The 15,370-nt window shown below is 40.7% G+C and carries 15 protein-coding genes; 2 read left to right on the top strand and 13 right to left on the bottom strand.

What is annotated here, in order from left to right:
- Positions 1-38: 38 nt before the first annotated feature.
- Complete coding sequence (locus tag BCU57_RS03335) at positions 39-620, bottom strand: DUF4136 domain-containing protein (protein ID WP_102437691.1); 582 nt, start codon at positions 618-620, stop codon at positions 39-41.
- A 345-nt stretch (positions 621-965) separates the two neighbouring features.
- On the opposite strand from BCU57_RS03335, the gene BCU57_RS03330 reads away from it, so the two are divergent.
- On the top strand, positions 966-1,565 hold the full coding sequence (locus BCU57_RS03330; RefSeq protein WP_102437693.1) for a LysE family translocator: 600 nt from the start codon (positions 966-968) through the stop codon (positions 1,563-1,565).
- A gap of 24 nt (positions 1,566-1,589) precedes the next feature.
- Positions 1,590-2,138, top strand: coding sequence for a DUF1415 domain-containing protein (locus BCU57_RS03325; protein ID WP_102437695.1), 549 nt, complete (start codon positions 1,590-1,592; stop codon positions 2,136-2,138).
- Positions 2,139-2,153: 15 nt separating this feature from the next.
- Here BCU57_RS03325 and BCU57_RS03320 read toward each other — a convergent pair whose 3' ends face one another.
- The 12 genes from BCU57_RS03320 to BCU57_RS03265 form a co-directional block, all read right to left on the bottom strand.
- Complete coding sequence (locus tag BCU57_RS03320; protein ID WP_102437697.1) at positions 2,154-3,461, bottom strand: BamA/TamA family outer membrane protein; 1,308 nt, start codon at positions 3,459-3,461, stop codon at positions 2,154-2,156.
- The gene (locus BCU57_RS03315) at positions 3,448-4,863 is read right to left on the bottom strand and encodes a DUF4056 domain-containing protein (protein WP_198589253.1); all 1,416 of its coding nucleotides are present in this window, start codon (positions 4,861-4,863) and stop codon (positions 3,448-3,450) included. The genes BCU57_RS03320 and BCU57_RS03315 overlap by 14 nt, the downstream gene beginning before the upstream one ends.
- Positions 4,860-5,774: an alpha/beta fold hydrolase gene (locus BCU57_RS03310; protein ID WP_102437699.1), complete on the bottom strand. Its 915-nt coding sequence runs from the start codon at positions 5,772-5,774 to the stop codon at positions 4,860-4,862. The genes BCU57_RS03315 and BCU57_RS03310 overlap by 4 nt, the downstream gene beginning before the upstream one ends.
- A 5-nt stretch (positions 5,775-5,779) precedes the next feature.
- The gene (locus BCU57_RS03305; protein WP_198589917.1) at positions 5,780-6,688 is read right to left on the bottom strand and encodes a virulence protein; all 909 of its coding nucleotides are present in this window, start codon (positions 6,686-6,688) and stop codon (positions 5,780-5,782) included.
- 311 nt (positions 6,689-6,999) lie between these two features.
- A complete protein-coding gene (locus tag BCU57_RS03300) occupies positions 7,000-7,401 on the bottom strand; it encodes a hypothetical protein (protein WP_102437701.1) in 402 nt (133 codons plus the stop codon).
- Positions 7,402-8,232 (bottom strand): class I SAM-dependent methyltransferase, encoded by an 831-nt coding sequence (locus BCU57_RS03295; protein WP_102437703.1) that lies wholly within the window; start codon positions 8,230-8,232, stop codon positions 7,402-7,404.
- A gap of 199 nt (positions 8,233-8,431) precedes the next feature.
- Entirely contained in the window at positions 8,432-10,420 is a 1,989-nt protein-coding gene (locus tag BCU57_RS03290; RefSeq protein ID WP_102437705.1) for a methyl-accepting chemotaxis protein, read from the bottom strand.
- A 190-nt stretch (positions 10,421-10,610) separates the two neighbouring features.
- Entirely contained in the window at positions 10,611-12,203 is a 1,593-nt protein-coding gene (locus BCU57_RS03285; protein WP_102437707.1) for an ABC-F family ATPase, read from the bottom strand.
- A gap of 166 nt (positions 12,204-12,369) precedes the next feature.
- On the bottom strand, positions 12,370-12,714 hold the full coding sequence (locus BCU57_RS03280) for a hypothetical protein (RefSeq protein WP_102437760.1): 345 nt from the start codon (positions 12,712-12,714) through the stop codon (positions 12,370-12,372).
- Positions 12,715-12,835: 121 nt separating this feature from the next.
- Positions 12,836-13,786, bottom strand: coding sequence for a M14 family metallocarboxypeptidase (locus BCU57_RS03275; RefSeq protein ID WP_241903499.1), 951 nt, complete (start codon positions 13,784-13,786; stop codon positions 12,836-12,838).
- 190 nt (positions 13,787-13,976) lie between these two features.
- Complete coding sequence (locus tag BCU57_RS03270) at positions 13,977-14,177, bottom strand: hypothetical protein (RefSeq protein ID WP_102437762.1); 201 nt, start codon at positions 14,175-14,177, stop codon at positions 13,977-13,979.
- A 352-nt stretch (positions 14,178-14,529) separates the two neighbouring features.
- The gene (locus BCU57_RS03265; protein ID WP_076539852.1) at positions 14,530-15,288 is read right to left on the bottom strand and encodes an SDR family oxidoreductase; all 759 of its coding nucleotides are present in this window, start codon (positions 15,286-15,288) and stop codon (positions 14,530-14,532) included.
- Positions 15,289-15,370: the final 82 nt, after the last annotated feature.

Here is a 15,370-nt window from a genome sequence, read left to right as displayed (position 1 = left end):
CAATTGCTTAATTAAAGCCTTGTTAATTATTAAATAATTCAGTAGCTGTCATTATGTGGGATAGCTCTTAGCATCATGGTGGTTAATTTATCAAAGCGTTGTTCTCGATTTTGAACCGGTTTATCTGTTTCAGTGAAACCTTGAGCAAGTACACGCCAAATAGGTTGTTGACTATTAGGAATAAATATCGCTACAAGTACAGAACCCTTTTCAAACTCGTCATCTATCCCTGCTGTTGATAGTCCAGCGACTAAGCCAGCCTTGTCCATAATTTCTTTATCGCTCATTTCAGACTCTAACGCCATGCCAAAACCTATGACCATACTTGGCGACTGCGCTTCACTCACCAATGAATAGTCTTTTTTATCCATAATTTTAGTAATAGATTGGCGCATATGTTTAATAAGCTCTTCATCATCAAGCTTATTAGCAGTATGAACACTAAACATCGTTGGATGCCAAGCAAAGGTTTTGCCATAAGGCGATATTGCGCCTAAATCACCAGTGGTAACCATAGTAACACTTGTTGGCACATGGACTTCTGTGGCCTCTTTACTGGTGCAGCCAGTTAAGAAAATCAATAATAAACTCACCCATAAAAAATGTTGTTTCTTTATCATTTACGCCTCAACTATCTATTTCAACCAGATTGGTAGTTTAGAAGGTTACAAAACCTCTTATTAATATAAATCTACCATATAAACCATAACCTAACCTGACTGAAATTCAACGAGATCACAAACTTAATAGCCAGTATTCACCATCCAAGCACTTATAAAACAAAACACAGGCGTAACACCAGCGCCACTCAAACCCATCATTTAGCAAACCAATGTAACTCACAAAAAATGCTGGCAGTGTCATTCGCATCATTCAGGGATTAATTTTCACTAGGTTACTGTTTAAATTAAGGCTAATATGCAGTTCAAAAATCTTTTATCCTAACCCCCAAAACAAAACCTTATATGGAATTAATTTTTACTATTGCATTATTCGCCTTTTCAGCCGGTATAACCCCTGGGCCAAACAATATTATGTTGATGACCTCAGGAGTGAACTTTGGTGTTAAACGTAGTATTCCCCACTTGATGGGTATTTCTTTGGGCTTTCCGACCATGATACTGGCCATTGGTCTGGGGTTAAGTAGCTTATTTCAAACCTACCCCATCATGCATCAAATTATAAAAGTCGTTGGGATCACTTACTTACTTTACCTTTCTTGGCTAATTGCTAACAACAACAGTAATTTAGAAGGTAAACAAACCAGTAAACCCTTTAGCTTTATACAAGCTGCAGCCTTTCAATGGGTCAATCCTAAAGGCTGGATAATTGCAATTGGTACCATTGCGACTTTCACGAACATTGAGCAACCGTTAACACCTCAAGTGCTCACTATTGCCATGGTCTTTTTATGTATCGCACTGCCCTGTGGCTCTGTGTGGCTAAGTTTTGGGGTTGGGCTGAAAAAGTTATTAAAAAATCAACGACAGCAACGCATTTTCAATGTTTCGATGGCAGTGTTATTAGTGCTGTCGATCATTCCGATGATCCTACCCAATAGTTAACCCAAGTAGTAACAATAGGTTTATATGTCTGAAATTAGTCAAGTCGAATTAGAAACTGCCAACTGGGTTTCTAAAGTGATTATGAAATACAATATTTGTCCTTTTGCCCGCCGTGAAATCGAACGCAATAGCATTCGCTATTTCACTTGTGAACAAACCAAAGTAAAGCAGGTAATGAAGGATTTTTTAACTGAATGTCAGTATTTGGATGAAAATCCACAAGCAGAAACCACACTGTTTATCTTGCCTCGTGGCTTTGAAGGGTTTTACAGCTATCTTGATATTGTTGACTTGGCCAATGACAAGTTACTTGAGCATGACTATGAAGGGGTATATCAGTTAGCAAGTTTTCACCCTGACTATTGTTTTGAGGGAGAGCCCCAAGACAGCGCAGCAAACTATACCAATCGTGCGCCTTATCCAACCATCCATATTATTCGCGAAGCCAGTATGGAAGCCGCCTTAGCCGAATATAACGAACCTGAAACCATACCAGAGCGTAATATTGCTTTTGCAGAAAGAAAAGGCAGCGACTTTTTTGAAGCGTTATTAAAGCAGTGCAAACAGAGTTAGCACTGCTAAGGGCCGCTAGAAGGCTTCATTGACGTTAAAGTAAAAGCCGCTGTCACCATCACCAAACGCTAAATCTAGGCGCAAATTGACTTTAGGCTTAACCTCTAAACGATAACCGATACCAATATTAGGCAGTAACTCATCAAAGGACAGTTCGCCCACTTTGTCTGCAATACTGCCTGCACCAACCCAATAAACCATGCCGTGCCTGCCTGTTAAATGTTGTCGATACTCCACCTGAGCCAGCAGCATTTGTTTGTCACGATAGCGACCCGTGGTGTAGCCCCGTAATGAATTACCTCCACCGATTTTAGATAGCTGATCCCAAGGTACATCGCCGTGGGTGAAGCGTCCGCGTACTTGCCATGCTATGGTGTCATCATCAAGGATTGGATAATAGGCACTGTATAAAGCGTTATAGACTTCAAAGTCGTGCTTGCCGCCAAAATCTTCGCGATACACGCCAATCTCAAACTGGCTAATGCTCCCCTGCTGCGGGTTAAGCACATGATCGCGGGTATCATAGTTAATTAATAAATTGACCCCAACATTACGAGAAACTTCTTGTAAAGGGTCAACATCCACATCAATTGAGACCACATCAACATCCGTGGCCTTTGCATAGGTAAAATCAAAACCTGCTCCCACAAAACTATGGGCGGATATGCGCTGCAGGAACATAGGGTTAACTTGAAATGTTTGACTATTAAATTCAACCCGATTTAAGTCTTGCTGGTTAAATTCATAACCTACGCCGTAGTACACATCCGGTATGTCATACACATTGGCATTTAAATAAAGACGTTGGTTATCACCATTAAAAAAGGTTTTATTTTCAATCCCGACCCCTAGCGCGCCATTGATTGAGGCTAAACCATTAATAACCAAAGAAGATAAATCACTTACAGTATCCTCTGGGTCGACTTGATATAGCCCAACCACAGATATCCCAACACCTAAACTCATTTCAGGGTTATAAAATGGCCCAGGTAAATAGCTAAAATCAATGCCCTTATCTGGATCAAACTCACCATCGGCACCGAGGTTAGTCAGTAGGTTTTCAAACCAGCCTTGATCTTCAGCTTCATCGGTTATGGTTTCAAGCTGATCAGCGCCAACCAATACCGCCTCTCCTTCGCTTGTTGTTATTGGCGCTGACGTTTCTGGCTTTATTGTTGAATTTACTTGTGAATTTATTTCTGCGTTGGCAGAAATAGCCGCATTCGCCTCCGTTAATGGGGCAGCAATAGCGGCATTGATGGCAAAAAAGCTGGCACAATTTACAATCAGTAGGCGAGTAACAAACGGACTAATTATTTTCATTTAACAGCGCACCTATTGCTGGTTCAATTGTGGCAGCGTCATTAATAGCTGCACCAGTGTCTGCAGCATTTTGAGGCTCTGTTTGTTCGCGAGTGTCTGGCAAGTCATCTAGCGGCGTTTGTTGATGGGTCAAATGAGGGTTTTCAGCTAAATGCTGCTTTAACAACTTATAATCCTCACGTTCATCATATTTAGCAATCTCTACAAACTGCAAATGGGTAAAGCCATCAAGCCATAATTCTTCTGGTACGTGGCTAAATGAACCTGCAAACTTTTTATCTACACTAATGTGCTGCACAGCCACTTCATCAAAGTTAATCCCAAAAAGCTCAACGGCTAATGATAAGTGTTGTGGTGATGCAGGCGCGTCGTAAACTGCTGCTACCTTGTCCCATTGATCACTCGCCTGAGCTTGCTCTTTACTGACCAAATAAGGTGATTGTTTGTCGCCGAGTAGGTAATGACGTTTAAGTAATACGAATTTATTTGGTAGTGGCTCGTTTGAGTCCCACCAGTCACCATCGATTGCCCTAAAGAGCGCATTGGTTTGCTCTTTAGATAAAGGCTCCAACCAAGCCAATGTGGCCGCTAACCAACCCGTCATATGATAATCATATTGCTGCTTGGTCATGGCTAAATTGTTGGTCAGGATTGCTAACGCAATTTTGGCTCCCAGCATGTTTGAATATAAATCTTCTAACGAATAAGCCGATACCGCTTCTGTCCATAAGGCAAAACTGCGATAACCATGCCACTGGGATATTTCATGGGCTTCAGCCATAGTAAAGGCTAAGCGTACCGCCATGGCCGCCGCTAACTCCCAACGGTCATCTGCCGATAAATAACTCACATCAAAAGCGGCAAGTTCAAAGGTTCTATGGCCAATTTCTAATGGTAATTCAATTGACTGTGCCTGACCCAGTTTAGGCTGAATAAGATAAAACAGGGCAATAGCATTATCAGCGGTATCACGCACATGGGCTAAATCAATAAAGCCGCCTTTACGGGTATAAAGCATGCCATTGTTTTCCATGCTCTTACCGCTATCAGGTGAGCCTTTTTCATAACTAAATGTACCGGCATCAAATGCATGTGCGCCAATATCCTCAAGCGCTACTGTGTTAGCGTGACGATAAAAAGGGATCGGTAATAACCCCATAGCGACTTTTTGGTCAAAACCAAAAGCACAACAAGGTCTGACACTGGCGGGCATTGAAAGAGCTGCATTTTCAGGAAGGGTAATATCTCTGACTAAGGCATTATCAGGTATATCATCTAAAGCGGCACTGACCGCAATATCTGTGGGTAATGCGCGCACTTGCCACTCATTACTAGAGCAAGCGCCTAAGGTCATAACTAAGCCTAAAAATGATATCGCTACGGGAATTTTTATGATTTTCATTGAATAAAAGCCCTGATTTCTTTATTAATTTGTTTAGGAAAGTCATTACTCAATCCGTGAACACCGTCAGGTATAACTATGATAGGTGCATTTAAAAACTCAGCAAAACGACGACCGTTATCTAATGGGAACACCACATCCTTTTCCCCCCAGATTAAGATGGTTGACGGTAAAGAGTCGGCAAATTCGTCGGGGTTTAATTGATCCCGATAAGCCGGCAAGGTGGTAATAAGAGATTCTTTTTGTGGCAGAGAGTCGGCAAAGTAATATTCATAAACCTGCTGGTCGATGAACGCTGGCATCCATGGATAATCAACGAAAGTTTTTTCAAGTAAACGTCTTACTTCAGGGCCATTTTTAGGCACAAACACCGCTTCAGGCACATCGGCACCAAAACGCTTAGTCATTGCTAGCATATCCTCATCTGAAAATATCAGTCCAGGACTTGCTAGCATCACCACCTTATCCACTTTGGGCTCGTGGATCATTAAATCAAAAGTGACAAAACCACCAAAAGAAATACCCACCAGGTTAACGCTGCTTAACGCTAATTGGCTTATCAACTGTTGCATAGCTTGGGTTTCACTACTGATAGTGGCAGGTGCAGCGCTATAGGACTCACCAAACCACAGTAAATCCGGCACTATCACTTGATAATCCTCACTCAAGTCGAGCATCATTTCATACCAGCTGGTCATGCCATTACCACCAAAACCGTGTAGTAATAATAAAGTGGGTTTAGCGCTATCGCCCCCTTGCCAGTAATGTAACTCGCCTCCCTCAGTCAATGACATTTGATGACGCTCAAAACCGTTTTTGAGTAAATTGTTTTGTTGGTGATCATCAACCATGGCAACAATGCTGCAGCCACTAAGCAATAGCGCAAAAAAACTAAGGATTATGAGTCTCATCAATATTAAAACCTATATCCAATACCTGCCATAAAACTAGTACGAGTACCAATACCGCCCTCAAGCAGTAAATCAAACCCTTTACCCAACTCAATTTGGCCACCAATTAAACCATTCCATTTATCGGCTAAATGTTGGTTAACTTCGAATTTAGCACCAGGAATAGGCACGCCAATATCCTGTAAAAAACCACTGAAGGTTTGCTCAACATTTTGGTACATTCCGCCAATCCAAATTTGGGTATCGTGACCACGGATATCAAAACGGTAGCCAACTCTTGGTGAAACAACAATTGAACTGATTTCACCTTCTAAAATATCTAAATCTGTATTGGTATAATTAACATCGAGCAAGGCAAACCAGTTACCAATACCGCCAACAATGGTGCCACCGGCGCCATAGGTTAAGCCTTCAAAATTTAAGGCAAAGTCAAAAGGAGCGGTTTCTACCGGCTTAAATGGAGGAGGAAGATCTAAGTTGACCGTGACATTTGCAATACTACTACCTGAGGTTTTACCAATAATGCCGTATAAATTTAAAAAAGGCAGCACCCACATATCAGCACGAAAGGTAATTGTTTCTGACTCTTGAATCGCTTCACTGCCTTTAATTGAGACAATTTCATCAAGCAGACCTAATCCCGAGAAACTGACATTTTCTACCACCAATGGCTGATCCATATTCATATAGGTCACCCCTATGCCATACGGCTTAGGTAACTCATAGCCTAAATCAATGGCATCTTGTGCCCAAATAGGAAAAACTCGGTCATATTTAGGCTGAACTTCGATAGCTTCATCCGCAGCTTCTGTAACCGACTCGTTAACGGACGCATTCACGTTTGCATTCACGTTTGCTTGAGTGGCAAAAGCAGTAAAACCTAAAAAAATACCTGATAAAACTCTTAACATCATGTAGGGATATCCTTGAATAACCATGATTCAGTAATAGGCTATAAACTGAATAAATTCAACTTTAGCTATTATAGCGTACTGACAATAAAGCGTTGATATTTCGTACAAAAAATACCAAGCTGCGCATAGTAGAGACGGAAGCTGAATTTATATTAAAAGCCCTCAATATAAAAATAAATTCATTTAAAGATAAGCACTTAATACGCAATTTCTCCATCAGGTTTACAGTCATAATGTTTTTGAATATAAAAACAAACAAATCTATAACAAACCTAATAACCTTGTTGAGACGCGATTGTTAGAAATGGTTATTAATTAACGCTGCAACTCATTGTCGCAGCCTCTGAAATCGTAATTACCACTCTTTTATGAATTTCAAAATTAGTAATATAACCGCACTCACCTGCGATGATCTCGCCACTATCAAGCTCTATGTGATAACGATATGCGCCATCTAACTGCGCTAAATCATAATACAGGGTGTTAGTATGCATCGCGGCGATGTCACCAAAGTCTAAGCGGCTATGGGGAAGTTTTACCACCGCGGATTCAACACCTTGAGCTGATTGATTACTGATGGTCAAACTGGGACTGAGATATAAGTACGACCAATATATTAATAAAATAAGCCCGCATAATAATATCGACACTTTGGCAAATAGTGCCCTCCAGCCAGTCACGACCTTAAGTTTATTACCCTTTGCAAAAACCATTTAGACTTTGGTTCCTTTCACTGTAAACACTAAAGGCACTGAGTTACCTTTAACAATAGAATGAAACTGATTAGGCGCTTGCTCTATCAAATTTTCAAAGCAGTTATAGGGGCTAAATGGATACTCGTTAAGACTATCAATTCTGATCCCTGCTTTGATTAGCGCATTAATAACATCACTTAATGAATGCGGCCAAGTCAGCATAGTTTGTGGTGTCGAAGCTGTTGATTGCGGTGAAGATGCAGACTCGAAATTACCATGTGATTCGGTATAACTACCCTCAACCACCACATCAGCCTCAGTTTTATGAAAATAACTATAACCTTCTAAAACATCCTGTAGTGGATGAAACTCAGCCATATAAAAACAGCCACCCTGCTTTAAACTCTTGGCAATGATATTTGCCCAACGATCAAGACAAGGCAGCCAACAAATGGTGCCGTATGAGGTAAATACAATGTCAAAATCAGTGACTTGCTTATCGGTAAATTGGGGCAAACTTTGATCGCCAAATTGATACACATCGGCGCAAATAAACTCGGCTTTTAGCTCACATTGCAATGCCAGCTCATTAGCTTTAGCAATGGCAACATCCGATAAATCAACTGCAGTGACAATTGCACCTTTACGAACCCAAGATAAGCTATCAAGACCAAAATGGCATTGCAGGTGTAATAAAGATTTTCCATTAACATCAGTAAGTTCAGCTGTTTCAATTTCGGTTAATGAAGATTTTCCCTTCAAAAAACCAGCCACATCATAAAATGATGAATCAAAATGCACTTTTGCTCTTTCATTCCAAGCATGCTTATTAACTGAAACATAATCCATCATCAAAGCCTTGTAAGTCATTATTAATATTGTGTATTTTATAAATATACAATTTTATAATTAGCGCCTGCTTAACCTGCGACCAAATAGGACACAGTTAGCAAACAAATGATAAACATTATGCCGAAAAATGTATCTTACGGATATAAAAAAAAGCCGACAATAAAAATTGTCGGCTCGAGGGAATATCTGCGTATTTCTAGCTTAAGGTAAACTTTTGTACTTGCTCAGACATTGCCGCTGCGTCTTCTAATAAGGTTTCATTGAGCTGACTTAAAGCAGTCGCAACGTTTTGAGTTTGACTGTATATTTCACTAATTTGCATGGCATTGCGATTTACCTCTTCGGCCACTGCCGCTTGTTCATGTGTTGCTGATGCAATTTGCTGATTCATACTGTCAATGGTATCTATCTCTGCCACTATTTGCTGTAATTCATTACCCGCTTGTTCAACTTCAATAACACTCTCATCAGCACTAACCATACCACGTTCCATGGTTTGCACCGCTAATTGAGCGCCAGATTTTAAACGTTCAGTCATGCGTTTAATATCGTCTGTTGAAGACTGTGTTCTTTGGGCGAGGGTTCTCACTTCATCGGCTACCACCGCAAAACCTCGGCCTTGCTCACCCGCCCTTGCCGCTTCAATAGCGGCATTTAACGCTAGCAAATTAGTTTGCTCTGAAATCGCACTAATCACTTCTAAAATGCTAACAATGGATTGCACATCTTGATCTAAAGTCTTTATCGCCGTTGAAGCGTCATTAATTTCACCAGCAAGATGCTTAATAGACACCGCCGTTTTTGATACGCCAATATTACCGATATTGGCTTCTTTATTGGCGGAGCTTGATGCATCGGATGCTTGTACAGCATTAGCGGCAATTTGGGTAACGGTTGCGCTCATTTCAGTCATCGCTGACGCCACCTGTTCAGCTTCTAAGTGGCCTTGTTCAATATATTGTCTCATGCTGCTTGCATAGCTATTAACTTGCTCAACCACATTAACCAGCTGGCTGGCATTGTGTCTCACTTGAGTAATCACAGTTTCAAAATCTGCCATCATCCCATTGAAGGCTTTCGCTAGCTCACCAAACTCATCGGTTGAGTCGTGATCAATTCTCGTGCTCAAATCAAAGTTATTACCAGCATGGCTAACCTTATTAAATAATTGATTTAAACTGCGACTTAAATATCTAGAGACCGATAAACTTAGCCAAACTAGTAATAATACCGATACCGTTAATGCAATGAGCGAGCTCCACATTTGTTGACTAGCCGTGCTCAATTTGTGCTGGGTAAGTGTTACGAGTTCGGTGGCGAGGTATTGTTCAAATTTAGCCAATAGATTAATTCGGTTAGTGGATGTTTTAAACCAAACTTCAGGATGTTGATTTTTAATCTCTTCAGCATTTTGTGAAAATGCAATTTGTCGTATGGCATTAACAGCATTAACTTCTTTTGAACGGTTATCTTGTTCAAACTGCTTTAATGCCAAATCTGTCGCCATAGTGCTAAAGCGTTCAGCATAGGTATTTTGCTCAGCCACTAAGGTCACAAACTTTACATAACCACCCGCTTTAAAACCTTGCTGTCCAAAGGTCGAACTTAATACCGCTCGCTCAATACCCGCACGTTCTTTTAGTTGTAAAAACGCCCCGAATGAAGCGAGTTTCAAAGACAACTCACTGATGGTACTTTGCATAGCGGTTTCATCAACCACGGATAATAGGGTTTTATTTAAATCTGAATAATATTTCACTTCTTCAGCCACTGAGATGCTTAGATTATCTACTGAGCGGCGGATACTTTGAAGTTGTTGTAATTGCGAGTCTATTTGTCTTAATGTTGAACTGATTTTTGCAGGAAAGTGATCTGCAGCTGGAATACTCGAAAAGTTAGACACTTGTTGGTCTGTCATTGAGCGTTGCTGAGGTAAATCCTGAGCAAATGATTGACCTTTAGAGCCCAGAAAACCTGCACTCATGCCACGCTCCTTTTGTAATTCATGTACTAGGGCGCTGTTGATAACGGCCAGTTCACTTAACGAAAGTACCGTATTAAGCTCTGTTTGTATTTCATATTTATTGTGCACAAACATGCCACCATAAATTAAACAGATTAACAGTGGAGGAATAATTAATAGTGAAAGTTTGAGTCGAGTATTGAGATCGATAATCCATTTCATGACAGCTGTGACCCTTAAGAAGTGTGTTATGTTTCTAATTGAAATTACATTCATTAATGTAACTACAGCGACAGGATTTTCTAAAATATGTATTCTAAAATTCTAAAATTTATAATTATCTTTTTTAGGCAAAAAAAAACCTGTAAATTGCTTTACAGGTTTTCGGCTTAATGTAAAAAACTTTAATTAATTATCCTTCAACGCCTTTACTGGCAAGGAACTCATCATAAGTACCTTTAAAGTCATTGATGCCATCAGCAGTAATTTCAATGATGCGTGTTGCTAGTGACGATACAAATGCACGGTCATGAGACACAAACATTAATGTACCTTCATACAATTCTAATGCATTGTTTAATGACTCGATTGATTCCATGTCCATGTGGTTAGTTGGTTCATCAAGTAATAAGATATTTGGCTTTTGCATGATGAGCTTACCAAAGTACATACGACCCTTTTCACCACCAGATAACACTTTAACTGATTTTTTAATGTCGTCTGAGCCAAATAACATGCGGCCTAAGATGCCACGTACTGATTGGTCGTCATCTTCAGGTTTACGCCATTGGCTCATCCAGTCAAATAAGGTCATATCATTAGCAAAATCAGCTTCATGATCCTGCGCGTAATAACCAATGTTACTGTTTTCAGACCATTGAACCGTACCTGCATCTTGCGGGATGTCATGCACTAAAGTACGTAATAAGGTGGTTTTACCCACACCGTTATCACCTAAGATAGCAACACGCTCGCCAACTTCAACCATCAGGTCAAGTTTGCTGAATAATGGCTTATCAAAGCCTTTCGCTAATTGCTCAACCACTAAAGCATTACGGAATAATTTCTTTTCTTGCTCAAAACGAATGAACGGATTCACACGGCTTGAAGCCTTGATATCCTCAAGCTTAATCTTGTCAATTTGCTTAGCACGAGATGTTGCTTGCTTAGCTTTTGAAGCGTTAGCAGAGAATCGTGCTACGAAACCTTGTAGCTCAGCAATTTGGGCTTTTTTCTTAGCATTGTCAGATTGTAAACGCTCACGAGCTTGCTGGGCTGCCATCATGTATTCATCGTAGTTACCTGGGTAAACACGTAGTTCACCGTAATCGATGTCAGCCATATGGGTACAAACTGAGTTCAAGAAGTAACGGTCATGGGAAATAATCACCATGGTACTGTTACGTTGGTTAAGCATTTCTTGTAACCAGCGAATGGTGTCGATGTCCAAGTTGTTGGTTGGTTCGTCAAGTAGCAAAATATCTGGATCAGAGAACAAGGCTTGAGCCAAAAGTACACGCAGTTTAAAACCTGGTGCGATTTCACTCATTAGGCCAAAGTGCTGGTCTACACCAATACCTACGCCCATTAATAAATCACCAGCACGAGATTCAGCGGTATAACCGTCCATCTCAGCAAATTCCATTTCAAGCTCAGCGACTTTAATGCCGTCTTCTTCACTCATTTCTGCGAGTGAATAAATGCGGTCACGCTCTTGCTTCACTTCCCACAACTCTTTGTGGCCCATGATAACGGTATCAACCACTGAGAACTCTTCATAAGCAAATTGATCTTGATTCAATTTACCAAAACGTTCACCAGGATCGATTGATACATTACCGCTTGTTGGCTCAAGATCGCCAGTAAGGATCTTCATGAAGGTTGACTTACCACAACCGTTTGCACCAATTAGACCGTAGCGATTACCGCCACCGAATTTGACAGAGATATTTTCAAATAACGGCTTGCTGCCGAACTGCATGGTGATGTTGTTGCTGTATATCACGTAGGAGATTCCATTAGTTTTTGGACGAAAAATTGTCGCGATTATACATTATTCGACTCAAGCTTTACAGCCAGAATATTGATTGATTTATTTTTGCCTATTTGTCAGATTGTTGCAGTAGCTATACTCATGATTAACTCAAGATGTAATCTAAACTGAGCTAACGTTAGCCTTTCACAATTTCGATTAATCTTGTAATAAACAACTTAACTGATTCAGCCGTTTCAAACTTAAAAGCTAAACCATAGTGGCTTTCTTTTAAGCTTTTATGGCGACGAGTCGGGAAACGGGTCATCTGCGCATTATGGTGATAGTCATATTGTGCATGTACCCCGTCTAATGTGGCTAACTCACCAGAGAACACTTCAAAAGCCGGGCGAATAATGAGTACCGGAGTGTTGCTGTCAATATGTAAATACACCGGCTCTTTAAGCTTAGGCAGCATGTATTCGGTAACATTACTAATGGTGAAATTGGTACGGCAATCTAATTCATTTAATGCTGTGCGCATATCTTCTTGGCTAATAATCATTTCTTTTCGCTTGAGTAGTAAGGGCAATGACGCTAACTGTAATGCCAAATCAACAAAAAGCCTCGAAGTTTCGTTCGAGGCTTAGATATAAATCACTGACTTAGATTAAGTTTAACTGGGTTAAAATATAATCCAAACCACCAGTAATTGCTGCCACTTGGGCATCATTACATTCTTGGTTATTGACCAATGGGCTATCAGGATACACTTCAGTGGTGGTATTATAGTGATTGTTTGTCATCCCCGCACATAAGCCAAGCTTTTTAGTTGGGTAGTTAATGACCCCAAACTGCTCAATATCAACACCAATTAACTGACCATTATCATCTGGGGCAATATGGGTTACTTTGGCTACCGACTCAATAATCGCCTGTTGAAAGTCAGGAGTTGGATTTTCTGAGTCACCAACCAAATAAAAACCATCTGGAATAACGCCTTTTTCATAGTCTTTGCCATCACGATCTGATAATGCGGGGCGAAATTCTAGCTCGTCAGTATCTGTGGTTTCATGCAAATCAATATGGGCATAAACGTCACCAAGGCTAGCTACAAATGCCATTAAATCTGCCGATTCATTGGCTGGGCTGTCAGCATAAAAAGAACGGTTTGGGTCCACTGCGTATGGGTTCCAGCGATTAATTGTTTCATAACCCCATGGGCTCACACACGGCGCTACCGCAATATTAAAGTATTGGCTGTAATGCTCAGCCTGAGTCGCTAAAAACTGAATCGCGCCATGTACGCCACTGGTTTCATAACCATGAACACCGCCAGTTACTAAGATAGTTTTTTTGCTGCTATCCCAATGTTTAGATTTAAATGCAAATAGCGGATATTTGTCGGCATCATAAGCTAGAGCACCATACTGCACTTGTTCAAAGCGTGAGGCTAAAGGCGCTAATTTTGTTAGCACTTCTTGTTGATAGCTACGTTTAATGGTTACTTGGGCAAGCCACTGGGCCTTTTCTTGTGCATTCCAAGGTTTGCCTGGGGTGCCAATGGGGAAACTTGACATAAAAAATACCTTATTTGCTGTCTTTCTCTTATTCATTGCTTTGAATCCTATCGCAATGTCAGCACAATTTCTATTTAAGTGGTGGTTCATTTTCGGATAACAGGGTGTTCGCAGCTAGGTAAATGATAACCACAAACGCCAGTAACAAAAAACTGCCATTAGGGCTAAATACCCATTGCCGCCAATAAAATAAGCTATCTACCTGTTGCGGTTATAACGCGAGGAGTTATTTATTGGTAAAGGTAAATTTGTTTTTAAGCCAACTAAGACTGGCAATTTGCTGTGTTTTCGTTAGGCCAAAGTAAATACAAACCCATGGGCAAATTAATAAAAACCAAGGTAATGCTGCTGTTGGTACGCCACTAAAAAAGAAATACAAAAAGCCGCCATACATGACGATAACCCCAATAATGCCCACCACTAACATGACTTTTTTCATCAAACTTTCTAAGCGTACAATATTCACAACTATCCTTACTGTCATTGAGCACTGCCGAGATGCAGCTTTATTTCGATTGAAATAAACTAAGGCAAAAAATATAACCACAGGGTAACATTTTTAGAAACCCAGAAAAACTTATCTCTTTGCTTTTGTGCTCGCCTAAGCTGTAACCCGCCACCTAAATTAACCAATATAAATAAACGCTTATAATCTTGTGTGCGCATACTTGCGGTTCAAAAACAAAAAATCCCTACCAGAAAACCGGCAGGGATTAATACTATTAATGAGCCAATATTATTATCGCTACTGCGACTAATATTGTTATCGCTAATGCGACTTAAAGGCGAATACCGCCATCAATTTCAAACACACGGCCATTAACGTAATCATTCTCAACGATAAATTTAACCGTTGATGCGATTTCTTCAGCTTGACCTAAACGCCCAACTGGCACCATTTTCTCCATTCGCTCTAGGGCTTCTGGTTTCATTGCTGCGGTCATTTCAGTGGCAATCACACCAGGTGCTACCGCTGCGCTACGGATATTATAACGGGCTAGTTCTTTCGCCCAACCTACGCTCATGGCAGCCACACCCGCTTTAGAAGCTGAGTAGTTAGACTGACCCATGTTGCCTGCTTTAGCGACACTTGAGATATTAATAATCACCCCAGGCTGCGCGGTTTCAATCATCACAGCCGCAGCTTCACGGCCACACAGGAAAGTACCGGTTAAGTTGACATTGATAACTGACTGGAATTGCTCATATGACATACGGTCAGTAACCTTGCCATCTTTTGCCTTAACCATTAAGCCATCACGCAAGATCCCAGCGTTGTTGATAAGAATATTAACCTGACCAAAATCTTCACGGATGAAATTAAACCCCGCCACCACATCTTCTTCATCGGTGATATCTAACGCATAGCCTTGCACTTCAGTACTTGCACCTAAATCAGCACAAGCACGTTCTAGCTTTTCTTGATCAACATCGATAAGTGCTAATCTTGCGCCTTGGGCGGCAAACTCTTGCGCCATAGCCAGACCTAACCCACCTGCACCGCCAGTAATGACAACAACTTTATCTTTAATTTCCATTAACTGGATCCTTTCTCTATTTATTTAGTGTTTTGCATACTCACATTCCGGCGCGGTTGAATGGCTCAACCAGCCTTCAAGC

The sequence above is a fragment of the Shewanella sp. 10N.286.48.B5 genome (assembly GCF_002874355.2).
GTDB lineage: Bacteria > Pseudomonadota > Gammaproteobacteria > Enterobacterales > Shewanellaceae > Shewanella.
Note: the sequence above shows the minus strand (reverse complement) of the source record. Positions and strands in the feature narration are given on the sequence as shown.